17 protein-coding genes are annotated in these 19,953 nt (G+C 60.6%); 9 read left to right on the top strand and 8 right to left on the bottom strand.

From position 1 onward, the window contains the following. Nucleotides 1–77 precede the first annotated feature (77 nt). Entirely contained in the window at nucleotides 78–1,673 is a 1,596-nt protein-coding gene (locus ACNAZA_RS04840; RefSeq protein ID WP_415795311.1) for a methyl-accepting chemotaxis protein, read from the bottom strand. Between the two features lie 325 nt (nucleotides 1,674–1,998). On the opposite strand from ACNAZA_RS04840, the gene dapC reads away from it, so the two are divergent. The 5 genes from dapC (at nucleotide 1,999) to prmB (ending at nucleotide 7,893) form a co-directional block, all read left to right on the top strand. After that, on the top strand, nucleotides 1,999–3,204 hold the full coding sequence (gene dapC / locus ACNAZA_RS04835) for a succinyldiaminopimelate transaminase (protein WP_415795310.1): 1,206 nt from the start codon (nucleotides 1,999–2,001) through the stop codon (nucleotides 3,202–3,204). 140 nt (nucleotides 3,205–3,344) lie between these two features. After that, on the top strand, nucleotides 3,345–4,178 hold the full coding sequence (gene dapD, locus ACNAZA_RS04830; RefSeq protein WP_120971050.1) for a 2,3,4,5-tetrahydropyridine-2,6-dicarboxylate N-succinyltransferase: 834 nt from the start codon (nucleotides 3,345–3,347) through the stop codon (nucleotides 4,176–4,178). A 208-nt stretch (nucleotides 4,179–4,386) separates the two neighbouring features. Next, nucleotides 4,387–5,553, top strand: coding sequence for a PilT/PilU family type 4a pilus ATPase (locus ACNAZA_RS04825; RefSeq protein ID WP_120967998.1), 1,167 nt, complete (start codon nucleotides 4,387–4,389; stop codon nucleotides 5,551–5,553). A gap of 147 nt (nucleotides 5,554–5,700) precedes the next feature. Then, on the top strand, nucleotides 5,701–6,897 hold the full coding sequence (dapE, locus tag ACNAZA_RS04820; protein WP_415795309.1) for a succinyl-diaminopimelate desuccinylase: 1,197 nt from the start codon (nucleotides 5,701–5,703) through the stop codon (nucleotides 6,895–6,897). A gap of 48 nt (nucleotides 6,898–6,945) precedes the next feature. Further along, the gene (prmB, locus tag ACNAZA_RS04815) at nucleotides 6,946–7,893 is read left to right on the top strand and encodes a 50S ribosomal protein L3 N(5)-glutamine methyltransferase (protein WP_415795307.1); all 948 of its coding nucleotides are present in this window, start codon (nucleotides 6,946–6,948) and stop codon (nucleotides 7,891–7,893) included. 163 nt (nucleotides 7,894–8,056) lie between these two features. On the opposite strand, the gene ACNAZA_RS04810 is transcribed toward prmB, so the two are convergent. After that, nucleotides 8,057–8,899 carry a ferritin-like domain-containing protein gene (locus ACNAZA_RS04810; RefSeq protein WP_415795306.1) on the bottom strand — a complete coding sequence of 281 codons (843 nt, stop codon included), beginning with the start codon at nucleotides 8,897–8,899 and terminating at the stop codon, nucleotides 8,057–8,059. Between the two features lie 397 nt (nucleotides 8,900–9,296). On the opposite strand from ACNAZA_RS04810, the gene ACNAZA_RS04805 reads away from it, so the two are divergent. Then, nucleotides 9,297–11,345 (top strand): ABC-F family ATP-binding cassette domain-containing protein, encoded by a 2,049-nt coding sequence (locus ACNAZA_RS04805; protein ID WP_415795304.1) that lies wholly within the window; start codon nucleotides 9,297–9,299, stop codon nucleotides 11,343–11,345. 347 nt (nucleotides 11,346–11,692) lie between these two features. On the opposite strand, the gene ACNAZA_RS04800 is transcribed toward ACNAZA_RS04805, so the two are convergent. The 4 genes from ACNAZA_RS04800 to ACNAZA_RS04785 all read right to left on the bottom strand — a co-directional run bounded on the left by ACNAZA_RS04800 (nucleotide 11,693) and on the right by ACNAZA_RS04785 (nucleotide 16,387). Next, nucleotides 11,693–11,884: a hypothetical protein gene (locus ACNAZA_RS04800; RefSeq protein ID WP_415795303.1), complete on the bottom strand. Its 192-nt coding sequence runs from the start codon at nucleotides 11,882–11,884 to the stop codon at nucleotides 11,693–11,695. A gap of 225 nt (nucleotides 11,885–12,109) precedes the next feature. Beyond that, nucleotides 12,110–12,847 (bottom strand): acetoacetyl-CoA reductase, encoded by a 738-nt coding sequence (gene phbB / locus ACNAZA_RS04795; protein WP_120968008.1) that lies wholly within the window; start codon nucleotides 12,845–12,847, stop codon nucleotides 12,110–12,112. A gap of 302 nt (nucleotides 12,848–13,149) precedes the next feature. Beyond that, on the bottom strand, nucleotides 13,150–14,331 hold the full coding sequence (locus ACNAZA_RS04790; RefSeq protein ID WP_120968010.1) for an acetyl-CoA C-acetyltransferase: 1,182 nt from the start codon (nucleotides 14,329–14,331) through the stop codon (nucleotides 13,150–13,152). Between the two features lie 148 nt (nucleotides 14,332–14,479). After that, a complete protein-coding gene (locus ACNAZA_RS04785) occupies nucleotides 14,480–16,387 on the bottom strand; it encodes a PHA/PHB synthase family protein (protein ID WP_415795302.1) in 1,908 nt (635 codons plus the stop codon). Nucleotides 16,388–16,575: 188 nt separating this feature from the next. Between ACNAZA_RS04785 and ACNAZA_RS04780 the strand changes: the two genes are divergently transcribed. After that, a complete protein-coding gene (locus tag ACNAZA_RS04780) occupies nucleotides 16,576–16,890 on the top strand; it encodes a hypothetical protein (protein WP_415795301.1) in 315 nt (104 codons plus the stop codon). On the opposite strand, the gene ACNAZA_RS04775 is transcribed toward ACNAZA_RS04780, so the two are convergent. Together ACNAZA_RS04775 and maiA are read right to left on the bottom strand one after the other, a co-directional pair. Further along, nucleotides 16,801–17,718 carry a purine nucleoside phosphorylase YfiH/LACC1 family protein gene (locus tag ACNAZA_RS04775; protein WP_415795358.1) on the bottom strand — a complete coding sequence of 306 codons (918 nt, stop codon included), beginning with the start codon at nucleotides 17,716–17,718 and terminating at the stop codon, nucleotides 16,801–16,803. The two genes, ACNAZA_RS04780 and ACNAZA_RS04775, sit on opposite strands and share 90 nt — an antisense overlap. Then, nucleotides 17,718–18,383, bottom strand: a complete 666-nt coding sequence (gene maiA, locus ACNAZA_RS04770; RefSeq protein ID WP_415795300.1) for a maleylacetoacetate isomerase — start codon at nucleotides 18,381–18,383, stop codon at nucleotides 17,718–17,720. The genes ACNAZA_RS04775 and maiA overlap by 1 nt, the downstream gene beginning before the upstream one ends. A 147-nt stretch (nucleotides 18,384–18,530) precedes the next feature. On the opposite strand from maiA, the gene ACNAZA_RS04765 reads away from it, so the two are divergent. After that, nucleotides 18,531–19,226 (top strand): fumarylacetoacetate hydrolase family protein, encoded by a 696-nt coding sequence (locus tag ACNAZA_RS04765; RefSeq protein ID WP_415795299.1) that lies wholly within the window; start codon nucleotides 18,531–18,533, stop codon nucleotides 19,224–19,226. 136 nt (nucleotides 19,227–19,362) lie between these two features. Continuing rightward, a complete protein-coding gene (locus ACNAZA_RS04760) occupies nucleotides 19,363–19,926 on the top strand; it encodes an NUDIX hydrolase (protein WP_415795298.1) in 564 nt (187 codons plus the stop codon). Nucleotides 19,927–19,953 lie beyond the last annotated feature (27 nt).

The following is a 19,953-nucleotide window of genomic DNA, read 5'->3' as shown; positions in this document are numbered from 1 at the left end:
AATCTTCATGATACAAGCCGATAGCCCAGTAATCACAAGGGCTATCAGCTATCAAATCAGGATTTCAAGACGCCGGATCAGGCCGCTGTCAGGCTTTTGTACACGCCACAACCCCAATACAGATCGCGGTGCTTGCAGACGTAGGACATCTTGGTCTGTACCTGCTGGGTGCTGGGGTTGATGTAGTCGTACTCCACCCAGCCCGGGCAGGATTCGGCCTGGGCAATGATGTCGGCAATCAACTGCTCGCCCCGGATGCCCGGTACGTCCTGCACCCGTACCCCCACCTTGGACGGATTGCCGCCAAACGCCAGGTATTCGCCCTGAGCAGACAGCGCAAACACATACATATCGCGGTCGTAGTAAGCCTGCTGGGGGTCACTCACGGCCGTCAGCAAGGCCCTCGTACTGGGCAGTCTTTGGGCCAGTTGCAAGGCGGCGTCCACCAGGGCAACCGCTTCTTCTGCCGTACCTTGCTGCAAGCGAAAGCGCGATACCGTCCCTGACAACACCTGGGCGCGCTGCTGCAGCGCCTGGGCCTGATCAAGGGCATGGCCCACCATTTGCGCATTGTGCTGGGTGATCTGGTCTATGGCCCGCACGGCATTGCTGATCTCGACCAGGCCCTGGCTCTGACTGCTGGCCGATTCGGACAACTGGCCCATATGCGCCACCACCTCGTGTATGCCTTGCGTCACGCCCTCAATCTCGCTGCCCGCCTGGCGCAACAGCTTGGTGCTTTGCGTCACCTGCTGCACGGTCTCCCCAATCAATTGGCGGATTTCCTTGGCCGCCTCGGCGCTGCGCTGAGCCAGCGTACGCACTTCGCTGGCCACCACGGCAAAGCCGCGGCCTTGTTCTCCGGCGCGCGCCGCCTCCACGGCAGCATTCAGCGCCAGGATATTGGTTTGAAATGCGATGGAATCGATCACGCCAATGATCTCGCGCATGCGGCCTGCGTTTTGCTCTATGGCCTCCACCGATTGCACGGCATGCGCCATGGCTGCCACACCCCCATCAGCGGCAGCGCTCACGCCATTGGCCTGGGCATGGGCGGCGCGTGCCACCTCCACATTGTTTTGCACGGTACTGCTCAGTTGCTCCACACTGACCACAGTCTGCGCCAGATTACCGGCCTGGGTCTGGGTGCGGGACTCCAGGGCCTCATGTTCATTGACCATCTGCCGCCCCGCCTGTGCCACCAGAGCGGCATTGCTGCGTACATCGGCCACCATGCCCGACAGCGATCTGACCATTTCCGTCATCAGCTGCTCGGAGCCTGAATTCGTCGCCGACGCTCGCTGCGCCAGCCGCAAATCCCCATGGGCCACATTGCGCATGGCATCCTGCACCGTCAGCCACTGCGTCTTGCGCTGACCGTTCCACAGGTATCCCCAAGCGGCCATGCCAGCAAGCCACAGCGGCAGCCATATCCAGTACATGCCTGGCACACGAGCAGCCACGTCCGTGCCGGGCAGCAGCGGACCGGCCAGCAGCCACAGGCCGCCCACCAGCAGCAGGGCTGCATGCTTGCCTGCAGCGCCTGTGCCCCCTGCGATTCGCGCCGCCTTGACGGTACCCGCACCGGGAATGCGGCTCGCGGCTGCGGCGTTGTTAGCCCCAGCCGCTTCCACAGCCTTCACACCTGACCCCATATCCCGCAGTTGCCCCATCGCCAATCTCCCTTGCATCACCTGTTATTTCGTCAGTTCTGACTGAAAAACTGCAAGCTGGCCTGCATCTGCCACGGCTTGCGGCACACTGCGGCATGCCGCAAGTTACTGCCCACATTTCTCGCCACGAGCGCCAGGACGAACATGGCAGGGATGGGTCGCCGTCACCCCTTCCCCGCCATTGATACGCCTTTGAGCCACCATGGCCCAGTCACTTCCCAGGTCGCAAGCTTACGTAACAAATTGAAATATTTCGAGCGCGGATTACCCGCAATTTCGCGCCCCTCTCTCATGCTGAAATGGCATCAGCCCATAATAGACACCCATGAATCCCTTGCTCTCGCGCCTTCAGCCTTATCCATTCGAACGCCTTCGCCAACTGTTCGCCTCGGTTCAGCCGCCCGCAGACATTCGACCCATCAGCCTGGGCATTGGCGAGCCGCGCCACGCCACGCCGGCCTTCATTGAAAAAGCCCTGAGCGCCGACCTCAAGGGCCTGTCCGTCTACCCGGCCACCGCAGGTACGCCGGCCTTGCGCGAGGCCTGCGCCGCCTGGGCCAATCAGCGCTACGGCATTGCGCTGGACGCCGCCACCCAGGTGCTGCCCGTCAACGGCTCGCGCGAAGCCTTGTTCTCCTTTACCCAGGTGGTGGTGGACAGCAGCCAGGCCGGCGCCCGCGTCATCTGCCCCAACCCCTTCTATCAAATCTACGAAGGCGCAACCCTGCTGGCCGGGGCCACGCCCTATTACGCCGCCAGCGACGCCAGCCGCAACTTTGCGGTGAACTGGGATGCCGTGCCCGATGACGTGTGGCAGAACACGCAGATGATCTTTGTCTGCTCGCCCGGCAACCCCACGGGCGCGGTAATGCCGCTGAGCGAGTGGGAAAAGCTGTTTGCCCTGTCGGACCGCTATGGTTTCGTCATCGTCAGCGACGAATGCTACAGCGAGATCTATTTTGGCGACCAGCCTCCGCTGGGCGGTCTGGAAGCGGCGCTGAAGCTGGGCCGCAGCGATTTCAAGAATCTGGTGATGTTCACCAGCCTGTCCAAGCGCAGCAACGTGCCCGGTTTGCGCAGCGGTTTTGTGGCCGGCGATGCCAAGCTGGTCAAGGCCTTTCTGCTCTATCGCACCTACCACGGCGGCGCCATGAGCCCCGTGGTGCAGACCGCCTCGGTGGCCGCCTGGGGCGACGAAGCCCATGTGGTGGAAAACCGCCGCCTGTACAAGGAAAAGTTCGAGCAGGTCACGCCCGTGCTGTCCAAGGTCATGGATGTGAAGCTGCCCGATGCCAGCTTTTATCTGTGGGCCGGCATTCCCGATAGCCTGGGCATGGATGACGCCGAATTTGCCAAACAGCTGTATGCTTGCACAGGTGTTACCGTTTTGCCCGGCAGCTATCTGGCACGCGAGGCCCAGGGCTTCAACCCCGGTGCCAAGCGCATACGCATGGCGCTGGTGGCTGAAACGGCGGAATGCCTGGAAGCCGCACAGCGCATTGCTGCCTTCATTGAAGCCCGCACGCGCTGATATTCAGGCGTTGATGCCCAGGTGCTAGCCCAGGCATCGGCACCAATGTGAGTAGCCTATAAAAACCAGCACGGTCTGCTACCGCAGGCCTTTGCACTTCACCGATTCACCTCAACTTTCGATCTCTGACCGAAAACATCATGACGCAACAACTGCAATCCATCATCGACACCGCCTGGGACAACCGTGCTTCCATCTCGCCTGCTGCCGCCTCCAAGGAAGTGGCCGATGCCGTGGAACACGTGATCGCCGAGCTGGACGCCGGTCGCATGCGCGTGGCCACCCGTGAAGGCGTGGGCCAGTGGACCGTGCACCAATGGCTCAAGAAGGCCGTGCTGCTGTCCTTCCGTCTGAAGGACAACGCCCTGATCAACGGTGGCGCACTGAACTTCTTCGACAAGGTGCCCACCAAGTTCGAAGGCATGAGCGAAGCCCAGATCGCCGCCACCGGCGTGCGCGTCGTGCCTCCCGCCGTGGCCCGCCGCGGCTCCTTCATCGCCAAGGGCGCCATCCTGATGCCTTCCTATGTGAACATCGGCGCCTATGTGGACGAAGGCACCATGGTCGACACCTGGGCCACTGTGGGCTCCTGCGCTCAAGTGGGCAAGAACGTTCACCTGTCCGGCGGCGTGGGCCTGGGCGGCGTGCTCGAACCCCTGCAAGCCAACCCCACCATCATTGAAGACAACTGCTTCATCGGCGCACGCTCCGAAGTGGTCGAAGGCGTGATCGTGGAAGAAAACTCCGTGCTGGGCATGGGCGTGTACATCGGCCAGTCCACCCCTTTGTTCAACCGCGAAACCGGCGAAATCAGCTACGGTCGCGTGCCCAGCGGCTCGGTGGTCGTCAGCGGCAACATCCCCAAGCAGACCAAGGACGGCAAGGACTACAGCATGTATGCCGCCATCATCGTCAAGCGCGTGGATGCCCAGACCCGCTCCAAGACCAGCATCAACGATCTGCTGCGCGACTGATAGGCTGGCGTGAAGGCGCCAGCCCCCAAGGGGTTTGAGCGCCTGACGCGACCCCGGCAAAGCCTGCCCGCATTTTTGCGTGCAGGCTTTTTTGTTTGCACAGGATCAGCTGCCTGCGCCTTGCATGCCGGCACCCCGCCTGCAAGGCGCTAACATGCTCGCACCGAGAGGGTCTGGACAGCAGGACCCAGAACAAGATGAGGAATGTATGAGCACCATGGAAAAAATCCTGCGTCTGATGGCCGAGAAAAAAGCCTCCGACGTGTATTTGTCTGCCCGCGCCCCGGCGCTCATCAAGATCAATGGTGAATGCGTTCCCATCAACGCCCAGTTGCTGCCGCCCGAAGCCCCTCTGGCGCTGCTGGCCGAAGTCGCTTCGCCCGAAGCGATTGAGGAGCTCAAGGCCACGGGCGAGCTCAATACGGCCGTGCCCCTGTCCGGCGTGGGGCGCTTTCGTATCAGCGCCATGCGCCAGCGCGGCACCTATGCGGTGGTGGTCCGCTTCATCTCCCAGCGCGTACCCACCCGCGAATCCTTGAATCTTCCGCCCGTGCTCAGCGAGCTGATCATGGAAAAACGCGGTCTGGTCCTGCTGGTCGGAGCCACGGGTTCGGGCAAGAGCACCACCCTGGCCTCCATGATCGAGGAGCGCAATGAGAAAGTCACCGGTCACATTCTGACGGTGGAAGATCCCATCGAATACCAGTTTCGCAACAAGAAATCCATCGTCAATCAGCGCGAAGTCGGCACCGATACCGAGTCGCTGCACACGGCGCTCAAGAACGCTTTGCGTCAGGCACCCGATGTGATCCTGATCGGCGAAATCCGCGACCGCGAGACCATGTCGGCCGCCGTGAGCTATGCCCAGTCCGGCCATCTGTGCCTGGCCACGCTGCACGCCAACAACAGCTATCAGGCACTCAACCGCATTCTGTCCTTCTACCCCGAAGAGATCCGCCCCACCATGCTGGGCGAGTTGTCGGCCGCGCTCAAGGCCATCATCTCCCAGCGCCTGGTGCGCACCATCGATGGCCAGCGCATGCCGGCCGTGGAGGCCATGCTCAACACCAAGCTGATTTCCGACCTGATTCTTAGAGGCGACTTCGGCGGCGTCAAGGAAGCCATGGAAAAGTCCATGGCCGAAGGCTCACAGACCTTCGAGCAGGCGTTGGCCAAGCTGGTGGTCGATGGACTGGTGACGCGCGAAGAAGCTCTGTCCTATGCAGACTCGCCCACCAATCTGATGTGGCGCATGGACAATGAGCTGTTCCAGGCCAAGAAGGACAAAGCCAACGAAGAGACCGATGTGCTGCTGCCCGGCGATGACGATATGCCATCGTTTACAGAAATCACTTTGGACATCAAACCGCTGTAATTTGGCCACAGCGCGCGCCTTTGCGCGCCCCACGCCACGCCTACAGACGTCACAATACGGGCTGCTTACACCTTGTCAACTTGATTGGGGTCGGCCTGCAGCGCTTGCGACTGCCGTGTCGCCCCGGATTGCCCAGAACCCTCCCCCATGTCCCGTACTCTGCAACTGACCGAGCAGCTGATCAGCCTGCCTTCCGTCACCCCTGAAGATGCCGGCTGCCTTGAGCTGCTGGCCGACGCACTGAACCCCATGGGCTTTGCCTGCGAGCGGCTGGACAGCGGCCCCCAGGATTTCCGTGTCTGCAATCTGTGGGCAAAACGCACGACAGCTAGCGCCGCATCTGCGTCAGAAGCTATCAGTTCAGGAGCTACACCTGACAAGCCCGTGCTGGTGTTTGCAGGACATACCGACGTGGTGCCGCCCGGCCCGCTCAAGGAATGGAGCAGCCCGCCGTTTGTGCCCATGCACCGCAACGGCCGCCTCTACGGCCGTGGCGCCAGCGACATGAAAACCTCCATCGCCGCCTTCGTGGTGGCGCTGGAAGAGTTCTTGCAAGCCACACCCGAGCCGTCTTTCGACATCGCTCTCTTGCTGACCAGCGATGAAGAAGGCCCTTCGATCGACGGCACCAAGGTCGTGGTCGAGATGCTGAAAAAGCGCGGCGAGCGCCTAGACTGGTGCATTGTGGGCGAGCCCACCTCCGTCAAGCGCACCGGCGACATGATCAAGAACGGCCGCCGCGGCACCATGAGCGGCAAGCTCACCGTCAACGGCATTCAAGGCCATATCGCCTACCCGCAGCTGGCACGCAACCCTATTCACGAGGCCCTGCCTGCGCTGACCGAGCTGGCCACCACCGTCTGGGACCGCGGCAACGACTTCTTCCCGCCCACCAGTTGGCAGATCAGCAACATCCACGGCGGCACGGGCGCGAGCAACGTCATCCCCGGCCATGTGGTGATCGACTTCAACTTCCGCTTCTCCACCGAATCCACGGCCGACTCGCTGCAAAAGCGCGTGCACGAGGTGCTGGACCGCCACGGCCTGGAGTATTCCCTGGTCTGGACCATTGGCGGCCAACCGTTTCTGACCGAGCCCGGCACCCTGGTGCAGGCCGTACAGGCTGCCATCCAGGACGAGACCGGGCTCACGACCGAACTCTCGACCACCGGCGGTACCAGCGACGGGCGTTTCATCGCCCAGATCTGCTCGCAAGTCATCGAGATGGGGCCGCCCAACGCCAGCATCCACAAGATCGATGAATACATTGCCGTGGCCGATATCGAGCCGCTCAAGAACATTTATCGCAAGACGCTGGAGCAGTTGCACCAGATGCACCGGTAAATAGCGGGTCGTGCCCGCCTGTCATGCGGCATGAAACTAAAATGCCGCATGACCTCGACCCCCTCCCCCGCCATCCACGGTGACACCCTCGCCGAACTCGTCGCCAGCGGCGCCCAGGCCCTGACGGCCGCAGGCGTTGCCTTTGGCCACGGCACGGCAACTGCCGAAGACGAAGCGGCCTGGCTCGCCCTCTGGAAGCTGGGCCTGCCCCTGGACAGCGAACTCACGCCCGGCGCGCCAGAATCCCTGGCCGATCGGCCTGTAACCCAGGAAGAACAAGCGCTGGTTGCTGCACTTTTCGAAGAACGCATCCGCAGCCGCAAACCTGCGGCCTATCTCACGCGCGAAGCCTGGCTGCAAGGCGTGCCGTTTTACATCGACGAGCGCTCCATCGTGCCGCGCAGCTTTATTGCCGAGCTGCTGGCTGACGGCAGCATTGACGGCTGGCTCTCGGACAAGACCACCCAGGTGCTGGATTTGTGCACCGGCAACGGCTCGCTGGCCTGCCTAGCCGCCATGGCCTGGCCCGAAGTGCAGGTCACCGGCGCCGATATCTCGCCCGATGCTCTGGCCGTGGCCCGCATCAATGTGGACAAGCACGCGCTGCAAGACCGCGTGCAGTTGGTGGAGAGCAACGGCCTGGCTGCCGTGCCCGGCCCCTGGGATCTGGTGCTGTGCAACCCGCCTTATGTGAACGCCGACAGCATGCGCAAGCTGCCGGCCGAATACCAGGCCGAGCCTGAGCTGGCCCTGGCCGGCGGCGATGACGGCATGGACTTCATCCGCCAGCTCTTGCTGGATCTGCCGGCGCACCTGAACAAGAACGCGGTGGTGATTCTGGAAATCGGCAACGAAAAGCCGTTCTTTGAAGCCGCCTTCCCCGATCTGCCAGTGTTCTGGCTGGACACCAGCTCGGGCGACGAGCAGGTGCTGTTGATCACCGAGGAAGCGCTGCGCCACTGGAGCCAGGGCAATACGGCAGCGCTCAGCCTTTAAGCAATCATCGCAGCGGCTATCAAAAACAAAGCGGCTGGCGTTTGCTATCTCTTGGTTGTGGCGTTATTCATACCCAGAACCTAGAAATAACCAGCGCCAGCCGCTATGGTTTTATTAATCACCGCGAATATTAGTCACCACCACTGCTTGCGGGCTGCACCGTTCAGGCAGACATCAGCCGCGTCGCAAACTTGGCTATGGGCGCATGCAGCAGGCCTTCAACCTTGCGGGGCAGCAGCAGAGGCTTGAGCAGCATGCGCACCGCCATATCGGCAGGCAGCCGGCTGCTGACTAAGCGATAAATGCGCTGGGCCATCAGCTCGAACTGGGCGCTAGGCTGCGCAAAAAACGCACCGCCATATGCTCCGCCCACGCCTTGCCTATGCGCCCAGACATGACGCAGCGCCACATCGGAGTCGCTCTCGCGCATCTCCTTGAGTCGCTGATAAAGAATGCGTGCAATCTGCAGCCGGCCCACGGGCCGGGTTTGCTGCAGCTGCTTGAAATATTGCAGAAAATGCTTGAAGTGGATGACTTCATCGTTGCGGATATGGCCCAGCAGCGCCTTGAGTACCGGCTCCTCGGTCAGTCCACCCAGCGTCTGGTAGTAGGCTGTGGTGCCTGTTTCCACCACGCAGCGCGCCACCAGCTCCAGGCGTGCATCGGGGTAGAGCTCTTCCATGGTGCACAGCTGGGAATACTCGGCAAAAAAGCCGTCATAGGCCTGCTGCCAGGGAAACAGCGGCCACACCGCCTCCACGTAAGCGCGCAAGGCATGGCCGTGTTGCAGCTCCTCGGTCTCCCAGCGCCGTTTGAGCCAGGCACTGATTTCAGGGTGCTCGCCGTAATGCTCGGCCAGATTGCTGGCGTAGGTATCCGAACCTGTCTCGACAAAAGACGCACTGAGCAGCATGAAAAACAGGTCTTCGTTGCGCTCTATGCCGCTCAGCGCAATATCTTCCACCCGCCAGTGATGGCGGGTGGAGTCGGCAGGATCAGAGGACATCGGTGATTTGGAATGCATCTAGGAATGGTGTGAGGCGCCCAATGCCACCTCCCTCACTTGGCTGTGCTGGGAGCAGACATTGTTCGCCTTGATAACTAAAAGGCGTTTCCATCTTGCTGACCTGACCCGCGGCTCCGTGTCAGTCCAGGCCGACATTACCACTGGCTGACATTTAGTCCAAGACTGCAGCACTAGGTCCGCCCAGGCCGGGCATTCCAGGCAGCACCCTTGCGATCAGGCACTCTGAATAAGCAAATTTGATAGCTATCAATGAAACTCTGGCAAGCATCTCAGGCATTTTTTAGTCACTTTTTTAAAGTACCTGCGCTGCCTGCCACAGAACGACAAGAACCCTGCAGAAACGGGCTCACCCAATCGCTGGGATAATCTTGCCCCAATGATTACCCTCAAAAACGTCACCCTGCGCCGTGGCACCAAAGTCGTGCTCGACAGCGTCTCCGCCACCATCAACCCTGGCGAAAACGTCGGTCTTGTCGGCCGCAACGGTGCAGGCAAGTCCAGTCTGTTTGCCCTGCTCAGTCGCAAGCTGACTGAAGACGGTGGTGAATTTCACATCCCTTCGAGCTGGCGTATGGCCGAAGTGGCCCAGAACATGCCCGAAACCGACCAAGGCGCGACAGACTTCGTGCTCGAGGGCGACACGCGCCTGGCCGAAGTGCAGCGCCAGCTGGCAGAAGCCGAAGCGGCGGACGATGGCATGGCCATTGCCCAAGCCTATTCCGACCTGCACGACGCCGGGGCGCACGACTCCGAAGCCCGTGCCCAGGCGCTGATTCTGGGTCTGGGATTTCGCGCCAGCGAGCTCAACAACCCTGTCGACAGCTTCTCCGGCGGCTGGCGCATGCGCCTGCAACTGGCGCGCGCACTGATGTGCCCTTCCGACCTGCTGCTGCTGGACGAGCCCACCAACCACTTGGACTTGGATGCCCTGGTCTGGCTGGAAGCCTGGCTCAAGCGCTACGCAGGCACGATGATCGTCATCAGCCACGACCGCGAGTTTTTGGATGCCATCACCAACGTCACGCTGCAAATTCAAAGCGGCGAGTTGAACCGCTACGGCGGCAACTACAGCAAGTTTGAAGAGCTGCGTGCCCAGCAGCTCGAACTGCAAGCCGCCAGCTTCTCCAAGCAACAAGAGAAGATGGCCCACCTGCAGAAGTTCATTGACCGCTTCAAGGCCAAGGCCAGCAAGGCCAAACAGGCCCAAAGCCGGGTCAAGCAGCTGGAGCGCATGGAAAAAATCGGGCCGGTGCTGGCCGAAGCCGATTTCACCTTCGAATTCAAAGAACCCGCCAATCTGCCCAACCCCATGCTGTCCATCAGCGGAGCCTCGTTCGGCTATACGGACGAGGAAGGCAACACTACGACCATCCTCAGCGGTGTTAACCGCTCGGTGCTGGCAGGTCAGCGCATTGGTATCCTGGGTGCCAACGGCCAAGGTAAATCGACGCTGGTCAAGACCATTGCCCGCGACATGAAGGCTCTGGGCGGCGACGTCACTGAAGGCAAGGGTCTGAACATCGGCTACTTTGCTCAGCAAGAGCTGGACGTGCTGCGCCCCGAAGACAATCCGCTGGAGCACATGATCCGCCTGGCCCGCGAAATGGGTGCCGATGCCAAGCAACCGAGCCGCGAGCAAGACCTGCGCAGCTACCTGGGCACGTTCAACTTCACGGGTGACATGGTCAAGCAGGCCGTGGGCACCATGAGCGGCGGCGAAAAAGCCCGCCTGGTGCTGTGCATGATTGTGTGGCAACGCCCTAACCTGCTGCTGCTGGACGAGCCTACCAACCACCTGGACTTGGCCACCCGCGAAGCGCTGGCCATGGCGCTCAACGACTTCGACGGCACCGTCATGCTGGTCTCCCACGATCGTTCGCTGCTGCGCTCGGTTTGCGAAGACTTCTGGATGGTCGGCCGCGGCGTGGTCGGCCCCTTCGACGGAGACCTGGACGACTACCAGCGCTACCTGCTGGAAGAATCCAAGCGCCTGCGCGAAGAAGCCAAGAACGCAGAACTCAACGCCGCCAAGGCAGCCGCTGCCATACCCGCAGCCGTGGCTCTTGCGCCAGCCGTTGCAGCGCCAGTGCTTACAGCCAAACCTGCGGCGACCGCAGCTCCCGCTTCTGCCGTGGACCAAAAGGAACAGCGCCGTCTGGCCGCCTTGGCACGCCAGCAAATGGCCGACTCGCTGCGTCCCTTCCGCAAGGAAATCGAGCAGATCGACAAAAAACTGCCAGCCCTGCAAGCCGAACGCAGCGCACTCGAAACCCTCATGGCCGAACCCATGGCCGCTGCCGAGATCGCCGACGCCGGCCGTCGCCTCAAGGCCTGCAACGACGAAATCGATCAGCTCGAAGAGCGCTGGTTAGAGCTGAACGACCAAATCGAGCAGCTGAGCGGCTTGGTAGGCAACGAAGCGTAAACCGCGCACCAAACAGCAATAGCGGCCAGCACCCATATTCCATGGGCACTGGCCGCTATTGTTTTATCTGAACTTTCAGTGAACTTACGCCACCAGAACAGCCTGCTTGCATTTTCTTGCGTTTTCCTGTCGTCCCTGGGTCAACCCCTAACCATTTCTAGGCGTTAAACAGGCACAAAGGAGTGATCTGTAATGACCCACACTGTTTTCGACACCGCAACCGCCCAGCAACTGGCTGCTGCCCTGTCACAGATGTCCTGGCCCTGGGACGAGCGTGACCGCAAGCGTGCACCGACCCGCACGGCCTGATCCTCAAACCACTGGATACAAGAACAGCAAAAATAATTTCAAAAAGCTGTCAACGAGCTGAAAAGCTCAAGCGTTGAACCTGCAAACAGGAGAAATTTCCCATGCAAACCACCCTCATCATGAACATCTGGCCCGACGACGAGCGCGATCGCAAACGCTGATCGCTGCGCTTGAATGAAGCGCAGACCAGATGCCCGGCAGCTTTTTGACAAACCTGCCCAACGTTGCAAGTCACTCTTCAAAGCAGATGTCTTGCAGCAGCCACCGGTGATGAACAAGGTGGCAACCGGAAATAGCCCAAACAAAAAGCCCGCTCAGCGGGCTTTTTCACGGGTCTGCAGACGCCAGGGCCCGGCTCACTTGGCAGGAACGCCGGTTGATTGCTCCAGGCCTGAGTGTGCATTCCAAACAAAAAAGGAGTCCCGAAAGACTCCTTTTGTGATTGGCACTAAAGCTTAGTGCATGTGCAGGCCGCCGTTGACGGGGAAATCCGCACCGGTGGAGTAACCGCCTTCTTCCGAAGCCAGCCAAGAAATGATGGAAGCAATCTCGCTGGGCTCGCCCAGACGCTTGACCGGCACACCGGCTACGATTTTTTCCAGCACATCGGGACGAATGGCCTTGACCATGTCGGTGCCGATATAGCCAGGGCTCACGGTGTTGACCGTCACGCCCTTGGTGGCCATTTCCTGGGCCAGCGCCATGGTAAATCCATGCATGCCGGCCTTGGCTGCCGAGTAGTTGGTCTGACCGGCCTGGCCCTTGGCACCGTTGACCGAGCTGATGTTGATCACACGGCCCCAGCCTTTTTCCACCATATCGCCCACCACCTGCTTGGTGACGTTGAACATGGAGTTGAGGTTGGTTTCGATGACGGAGTGCCAGTCCGCCGGTGTCATCTTGATGAACATGCGGTCAGCTGTGATGCCCGCATTGTTGACCAGCACATCAATCGCGCCGTGTTCTGCCTTGGTTTTGTTGAATGCTTCGACGGTGGAGTCCCAGTCCCCCACGTTACCGACCGAAGCATGGAAGGTATAGCCCAGAGCTTTTTGCTCGTCGAGCCACTTCTTGTAATCGCGCGATGGTCCGCAACCCGCGATCACTTTGAAGCCATCCTTATGTAAACGCTGGCAAATTGCGGTACCGATACCGCCCATGCCGCCCGTGACGTACGCTACTTTCTGGCCCATTCATCTCTCCTGTCAATCAATGGTTTTTCACGATCACACTATTGCCAATAAGCTTCAATAGATTTTACTTATTGACCAGAACGCCAAGCGCCTTGCATACGGCATAGCCAGTATGCATGCCTTGCGAAGGGAAAACGCTCTCACCGGCCCTTGATTGTTTACAGGTCTTCCCTAGGGTCGAGCTCTGCAAACTGGCCGCCAGGAGCGAGTCCGGGACTGCACCGGTCTTCAGGAGCACCGGTACAGACCGCATTGGGACCAACTTTATGGGCTGGTATTCAAATGGGGGGAAAGAACTGCGATCAGCAGGCTTCGAGGGCCATGGCAACACCCATGCCGCCGCCGATACACAGGCCTGCCAGGCCCTTTTTGGCACCGCTGCGCTGCATTTCGTGCAGCAGCGTCACCAGAATGCGGCAGCCGGAGGCGCCGATAGGGTGGCCGATGGCAATGGCGCCACCGTTGACATTGACCTTGGCGGTATCAATGCCCAGGTCCTGGTTGACGGCGCAAGCTTGTGCAGCAAAGGCCTCGTTGAGTTCGAACAGATCCACATCAGCCGCCGTCCAGCCTGCACGCTCCAGTGCCTTGCGTGTAGCAAACACCGGACCCAGACCCATGACTTCAGGAGCCAGGCCGCTGGTGGCGTAGGAGACGATCTTGGCCAGAGGCTTCAGCCCCAGAGCCTTGGCCTTGGAGGCGCTCATCACCACCACCGCGGCAGCGCCGTCGTTCAGACCCGAGGCATTGCCCGCGGTGACGGAGCCCGCCTTGTCAAACGCGGGGCGCAGACCTGCCAGCGCTTCCGCATTGGTCTTGCGGTTGATGTATTCGTCAGCGGCAAACACCACGGGCTCGCCCTTGCGCTGAGGAATGCTCACTGGAACGATTTCGTCCTTGAACTTGCCGGCATCCTGAGCAGCCGTCGCCTTTTGCTGGCTGGCCAATGCCAGTGCATCCTGCTGTTCGCGGCTCACGCTTTTTTCCTTGGCCACGTTCTCGGCAGTAATACCCATGTGGTACTGGTTGTAGACGTCCCACAGACCATCCACGATCATGGTGTCCACCATCTTCCAGTCGCCCATGCGCTGGCCGTCGCGGGAGTTGGGCACGGCATGGGGCGAGGCGCTCATGTTTTCCTGGCCGCCAGCCACCACAATCTCGCTGTCACCGGTAGCAACTGCCTGAGCTGCCAGCATCACGGCCTTCAGACCCGAGCCACACACCGCGTTGATCGTCAGTGCGGGAGTTTCCTTGGAAACGCCGGCCGCCATCATGGCCTGACGGGCGGGATTCTGGCCACTGGCAGCCGTGAGCACCTGGCCCATGATCACTTCACCAACCTGATCCTTACCCACCTTGGCTCGTGCCAGCGCTTCACTAATCACAATGGCGCCCAGCTGGGGGGCAGGCACCTTGGCCAGGGAACCGCCAAACTTGCCCACAGCGGTACGAACGGCCGAAACGATAACGATGTCTTCCATGATGACGAACCTTTCTAGGTCTCTCTCGATTGATGCATGAATAAAGGCCGGCGCATATTCACCATACGCCTGGCCACAGGCGCATTACGGTGCACTGCTGCACCGCAATATCAAAGCGATTGTGCCTCAGGCCTTAGCCGGATCCAACTCAGGCCTTGGCCAGAACATAGCGTCCGGGCGCGGCTTCAATAGCGGGATATTCCTGGCCTTTGCCATAGCTGGCGGGCGCAGCCACCTGCTTGCCCGCATGTGATGCCAGCCACTCGCTCCAGTCCGTCCACCAGCTGCCGGGATACTCGGTAGCACCTGTGGTCCAGTCGGTAAAGCTAGCAGGAAACGTGCCATCTTCACGCAGCCAATGGCTGCGCTTTTTCTTGGCCGGGGGATTGATCACGCCGGCGATGTGACCCGAGGCTCCCATCACAAAGCGCAGCTCGCCGCCCAATACCTTGGTGGAGGCATAAGCCGCATCAATGGGCACGATATGGTCGTCGCGCGAGCCATAGAGATATGTGGGCACGGTCACGCGGCTCATGTCTATGGTTTCGCCGCAGACAGTGAGCACACCGGGCTTGATCAGGCTGTTTTCCAGGTACAGATTGCGCAGATACCAGGCATAGAACGGACCGGGCAGGTTGGTCGAATCGCTGTTCCAGTACAGCAGATCGAACGGCGGCGGCGTCTCGCCCTTGAGGTAGTTGCCCACCACATAGTTCCACACCAGATCGTTGGGGCGCAGAAAGCTGAAGGTGGAGGCCATGTCCTGGCCCTTCATCAAGCCGCCCTTGCCCATTTGCATCTCGCGAAAACGCACCATGTTTTCGTCGATGAAGATGTCCAAAATGCCGGTATCGCTGAAATTGAGCAAGGTGGTCAGCAGCGTCATGCTGGCCACCGGGAAAGGCTTGGCGGCCGTCTTGCTGCTGGACTTGGCGGCTGTTTTGGCCGCTGCCGAGCGGCTGCGCGCCGTGGTCTTGACAGGCTCTGCCGTCACATCGCCATTCTCTCTGGCATGGCGGGCCGTGAGCACGGCCATGGCGGTAGACAGCATGGTGCCGCCCACGCAAAAGCCCAGCACATTGATTTGCGGCGCCTCGCAAATATCTTGCGTTACGCTGATGGCCTTGATGACGCCGTCTTCGATGTAGTTGTCCCAGGTCTTGTGGGCCTGGCTTTCATCGGGGTTGCGCCAGCTGACGACAAAAGTGCGATGCCCTTGGGCAACCGCATGGCGAATCACCGAGTTGTCGGGCTGCAAGTCCAGGATGTAGAACTTGTTGATGCATGGCGGCACCATCAGAAACGGCTTTTCGTGCACCTTGGCTGTCAGCGGCTTGTATTCGATGAGCTGGAACAGCTCGTTCTCGAACACCACCGCGCCTTCGGTGGTCGCCACGTTCTTGCCCACGGTGAACAGGCTCTCGTCCGTCATGGAGACATGGCCTTGGCGCATGTCGGCCAGCAGGTTGGAGATACCCTGGGCCAGACTGCCGCCCTTGGTCTCCACCACTTTCTTCAGAGCATCGGCATTGAAAGCCAGAAAATTGCTGGGGGCCATGGCTGCCACCCACTGCTCCACCGCAAAGCGTACGCGGTTGCGGGTCTTGTCATCGCCTTGCACTGCATCGGCCAGGCCGGTCAGCATGCGGCTGTTGAGCAAATACGCTGCAGCTGCTGCACCCGCCACCGGGTTTTGGGACCAGTCCGCTGTATTGAAGCGCTTGTCCTTGGCCAGCCAGCTCTGGGTCTGATCCTTGTCGGACAATGCCTGCACATCGTGCAGATAGGCTTGCTGGAGGTTTTGTAGCTTTTGTGCGTCGAATTGAACTGCAGGCTGAGCGCCGTGGGTGGCTCCCGCCTGTCCCATCGCCGATTGCAGTGCCTCGGTAATGGCAGCCCAGGGATTGGCGGATTCCGGTGCGCCCGGCATCACATTCAAAGCGCTGGGAACTTGCTGCCCCATTTGCTGCATGCTCTGCAGCCCGCGCGTCCATTGTTCGCTCCAGAATGCCTGCACTGACTGGCCGGTCTGGCCCCAGAGTGGGTCAAAATTCATGCTTACATCCTAATCAAGGCACTCTCCCACGCAGGAATCATGCGGAATCTGCAATTCGGCTAACACTTGCCCACATTATCACCAGCTATTTGTCGTTTTAGACAAACTATGACGACAAAATAACTTAAACCTTATTTTTTATTGTTCAACAATCGACGCTTTAATGCGTTGCCTTACTGTTTTATTGCATGTATCTTGTTGCCATCGCCTGGATTTATGTCGTCGTCATGATGGCTGTGGCCGAGGCTGCCAGCCCCAATGGCAGCTTGTTGGGCGCCTTCTTCACGCTGCTGCTTTATGGACTGTTGCCTCTGTCCATCGTGCTCTATATCCTGGGCACTCCCGGCCGCAAGCGCCGCCTGCGTGAGCAGTTCGAGCGCGAGCGAGCACAGGAAGGCCAGGCCGTTAATGCCTCAGAGCCCCTCCTCACGCCAGATGCAGGCGGCCAGCCGCCCGCTGCTGCCGAGCCGGAGCGCATCGCGCCGGTGCGAGAAAAACCGTGATGCATTGCTGACCGTGCACCAGGGCGTACCGCCGTCATTACCGTAAATCGCCTGAATACCCAGAGCGTTGAGGCGCTGGCGCGCCAGCAGCGGCAGATTCGCCAGGTATTTACCCTTGCTTCCAGCCAGCGCGACAAAATATTCAGCAGCCTGCGCGTCGTGCTGAATAAACACCTGCCTGACGTCTTCGCTCACTTCAAATGCCGTGGGGCCTATGCAAGGGCCAAGCCAGGCCAGCGTCTGGCTTGCAATATGCGTGGCATTCTCTTTTTTAATAGCGGATTGCGTATTACCGGCAAGGGGTTGAGCATTAAATTGCTCACAGAATGAAGTAAATAATGACTCCAGCACCCCCTGAACCAGCGGGCACTGCTCTGCGCTGCGCCCCGGCGGCATGCCGGCCAGGCCGCGCCAGCCTGCGTGCGCCGCCCCAACCACGGTTCCGTCCGCATGGGCCAGCAACACCGGCAGGCAGTCGGCCACCATGATGGTGCAAACCACAGCGGCATCGCGCGTCACGCAGGCATCGAAGGCAGAGCCATTGGCTCTGCCCACATTGGCCTTGTCCAGCGCCAGCACATCCACGCCATGGACCTGCTGCAAAAAAGCCGAACAGGCACCGGGCGTGGCCGTCTGCAGGCTGCGCTGCAAGATGGCGCGGTTTTGCTGCACATGCGCGGGCAGGTCGCCCACATGATCGCCCAGGTTCATGCTGCCCCAGGGGGCCTGGCTGACGCCGCCCTCGCGCGCGGTGCACACAGCATGCACGCCAGGCGGCGCGGGCCAGTCAGGAACCAGCCAGGAGGCAGGCCATGCAGGATGGGCCATCATTCGGCATCCGGGCAGGCAGAAGGGTGAGCCGCCGCAAACGCGGGCAAGGCATTGCAGCGCTCCACCACCGCCATCAGGCGTGGCAGCCCATCGAGGTTCACATTGAAACGCTGGGCATTGAAGATCTGCGGAATCAGGCAGCACTCGGCCAGCGTAGGCGTATCACCCCAGCAATACAGCGACTCAGGCAGGCCGTCGGCTTTGCGCTCGGCATCGAGCAGCGCCAGCTGGCGCTCGAACGCTTCCAGACCCGAACGCACCCAATGGGCATACCAGCCGGTCTTGGCCTCGTCCGAAACTGCCAGATCTTTGACCAGATACTTGAGCACGCGCAGATTGTTGAGCGGGTGAATCTCGCAGGCCACCATTTGCGCCAGCGCCCGCACATGGGCACGCCCCAGCGCATCGCTGGGCAGCAATGGTGTTTGGGCATGGGTCTCATCCAGATATTCGATGATGGCCATGGACTGAGTCAGCCAGTGGCCGTCATCGGTGATCAGCGACGGCACCAGCGCATCTCCTACATGGCTGGCATAGGCGGGCTGCTTTTGCTCTCCGCGCACCAGGTGCACGGGCAGGGATTCATAGGGCAAGCCCTTGAGCAGCAGCGCAATGCGCACGCGATAGGAGGCAGAGGATCGGAAATAGGTATGCAGCTTCATGGTGTGCCCAGCATAGCGTGCGCGCGGCCTATCTATGCGTAGAAACCACCGCGCAACAGCCCATTCTCAGCCCTGCGTCATGGCACACTGCTTGGCGCATCAACCCATGCCGCAGCCAGCGGCGCACCCGTCTTTGCCGAGGTTTTCATGAGCTATGTGTTCAATCCCCCCGCTGTTGCCAGCCTGCCCGTCGTGGGCCGCGGCGAGCGCTTCCCGATTCACCGCATCTACTGCGTAGGCCGCAACTACGAGGATCACGCCAAGGAAATGGGCTTTACCGGCCGCGAGCCGCCGTTCTTCTTTCTCAAGCCCGCCGACGCCACCCTGGTGGTGGATGCAGGCAGCACTGCCCGCATGGACTACCCCACGCTGACGCAGAACCTGCACCACGAAATCGAACTCGTGGTCGCCATCGGCAAGGGCGGAAAGAACATCAAGGCCGCTGACGCGCTGCAGCACATCTACGGCTATGCCGTGGGCCTGGACATGACGCGCCGCGACCTGCAAAACGAGATGAAGAAGCAGGGCCGTCCCTGGTGCATTGGCAAGGGCTTCGAGCAATCGGCCCCCATCGGCCCCATCACCCCCGCAGCCGAAGCCGGCGACATCGCCGCCGCTGAAATCGCTCTGCAGGTCAACGGCGCCGACCGCCAGCGCAGCCACATCGGCAAGCTGATCTGGAACATTGCCGAGACCATCGAACACCTGTCTGCTGCCTGGGAACTGCAGCCCGGCGACCTGATCATGACCGGCACACCCGAAGGCGTGGCCGCCGTGGTCAGCGGCGACCTGCTGGAAGGCAGTGTCACCGGCCTGACCCCTATCAAGGTCCAGATCGCCTAAAAACGCCTGAAGATCAGGCACCCCAGCATTGGGCTGACAGGGAGTAGATTCCTTCACCGGGAGTCAACTCCCTTTTTCATAGCTTGTTGCGCTTGTACTACCTGCAACTGCAGCCCGATTTGCTTATAGTGGCGGGATGATTTTCCGCAGCCCGATCAAGTTCTGCCGCAACTGCGGCACCGCCGTCACCTATCGCCTCCCCGATGACGGCGACACGCGAGAGCGCGCTGTCTGCCCTCACTGCAATACCGTCCATTACGAAAATCCCCTCAACGTCGTGGGCACCCTACCCGTGATGGACGACGGCCGCGTGCTGCTGTGCAAGCGCAATATCGAGCCGCGCATGGGCAAGTGGACCCTGCCTGCAGGTTTTATGGAACTGGCCGAGACCACGGCCATGGGCGCGCGCCGCGAAACCGACGAGGAAGCCGGCGCCGACATCGAGATGGGTCGCTTGTTCTCCCTCATCAACGTGCCCCAGGTCGGTCAGGTGCATTTCTTTTATCTGGCCGCGCTGCGCTCCGAAAAATGCTATCCAGGCCCCGAAACCATGGAAGCCCAGTTGTTTGCCGAAGCCGATATCCCCTGGGAAGAAATCGCTTTTCGCACCGTCAAGATCACGCTGGAGCGCTATTTCGAAGACCGCAAGGCCGGCGTGCTCGAACGCGGTCATATCCATTGCGTGGATCTCAACATGTGATTCGGGCTGGGATCTGGCGGTCTGATC

This window comes from Comamonas aquatilis, from assembly GCF_965139575.1.
Taxonomy (GTDB): domain Bacteria; phylum Pseudomonadota; class Gammaproteobacteria; order Burkholderiales; family Burkholderiaceae_C; genus Comamonas; species Comamonas aquatilis.
The sequence above is the reverse complement of the archived record's forward strand: the minus strand, read 5'-3'. Positions and strand labels throughout refer to the sequence as shown.

Excerpts from the sequence above, each read along its gene's own strand:
- ACNAZA_RS04805 (WP_415795304.1), top strand. The coding sequence starts at position 9,297 with ATGATTACCCTCAAAAACGTCACCCTGCGCCGTGGCACCAAAGTCGTG.
- dapC (WP_415795310.1), top strand. The coding sequence starts at position 1,999 with ATGAATCCCTTGCTCTCGCGCCTTCAGCCTTATCCATTCGAACGCCTT.
- ACNAZA_RS04760 (WP_415795298.1), top strand. The coding sequence starts at position 19,363 with ATGATTTTCCGCAGCCCGATCAAGTTCTGCCGCAACTGCGGCACCGCC.
- ACNAZA_RS04780 (WP_415795301.1), top strand. The coding sequence starts at position 16,576 with ATGTATCTTGTTGCCATCGCCTGGATTTATGTCGTCGTCATGATGGCT.
- ACNAZA_RS04785 (WP_415795302.1), bottom strand. The coding sequence starts at position 16,387 with ATGAATTTTGACCCACTCTGGGGCCAGACCGGCCAGTCAGTGCAGGCA.
- ACNAZA_RS04790 (WP_120968010.1), bottom strand. The coding sequence starts at position 14,331 with ATGGAAGACATCGTTATCGTTTCGGCCGTTCGTACCGCTGTGGGCAAG.
- ACNAZA_RS04810 (WP_415795306.1), bottom strand. The coding sequence starts at position 8,899 with ATGTCCTCTGATCCTGCCGACTCCACCCGCCATCACTGGCGGGTGGAA.
- dapD (WP_120971050.1), top strand. The coding sequence starts at position 3,345 with ATGACGCAACAACTGCAATCCATCATCGACACCGCCTGGGACAACCGT.
- ACNAZA_RS04825 (WP_120967998.1), top strand. The coding sequence starts at position 4,387 with ATGAGCACCATGGAAAAAATCCTGCGTCTGATGGCCGAGAAAAAAGCC.
- phbB (WP_120968008.1), bottom strand. The coding sequence starts at position 12,847 with ATGGGCCAGAAAGTAGCGTACGTCACGGGCGGCATGGGCGGTATCGGT.
- ACNAZA_RS04765 (WP_415795299.1), top strand. The coding sequence starts at position 18,531 with ATGAGCTATGTGTTCAATCCCCCCGCTGTTGCCAGCCTGCCCGTCGTG.
- dapE (WP_415795309.1), top strand. The coding sequence starts at position 5,701 with ATGTCCCGTACTCTGCAACTGACCGAGCAGCTGATCAGCCTGCCTTCC.
- ACNAZA_RS04775 (WP_415795358.1), bottom strand. The coding sequence starts at position 17,718 with ATGGCCCATCCTGCATGGCCTGCCTCCTGGCTGGTTCCTGACTGGCCC.
- ACNAZA_RS04840 (WP_415795311.1), bottom strand. The coding sequence starts at position 1,673 with ATGGGGCAACTGCGGGATATGGGGTCAGGTGTGAAGGCTGTGGAAGCG.
- prmB (WP_415795307.1), top strand. The coding sequence starts at position 6,946 with ATGACCTCGACCCCCTCCCCCGCCATCCACGGTGACACCCTCGCCGAA.
- maiA (WP_415795300.1), bottom strand. The coding sequence starts at position 18,383 with ATGAAGCTGCATACCTATTTCCGATCCTCTGCCTCCTATCGCGTGCGC.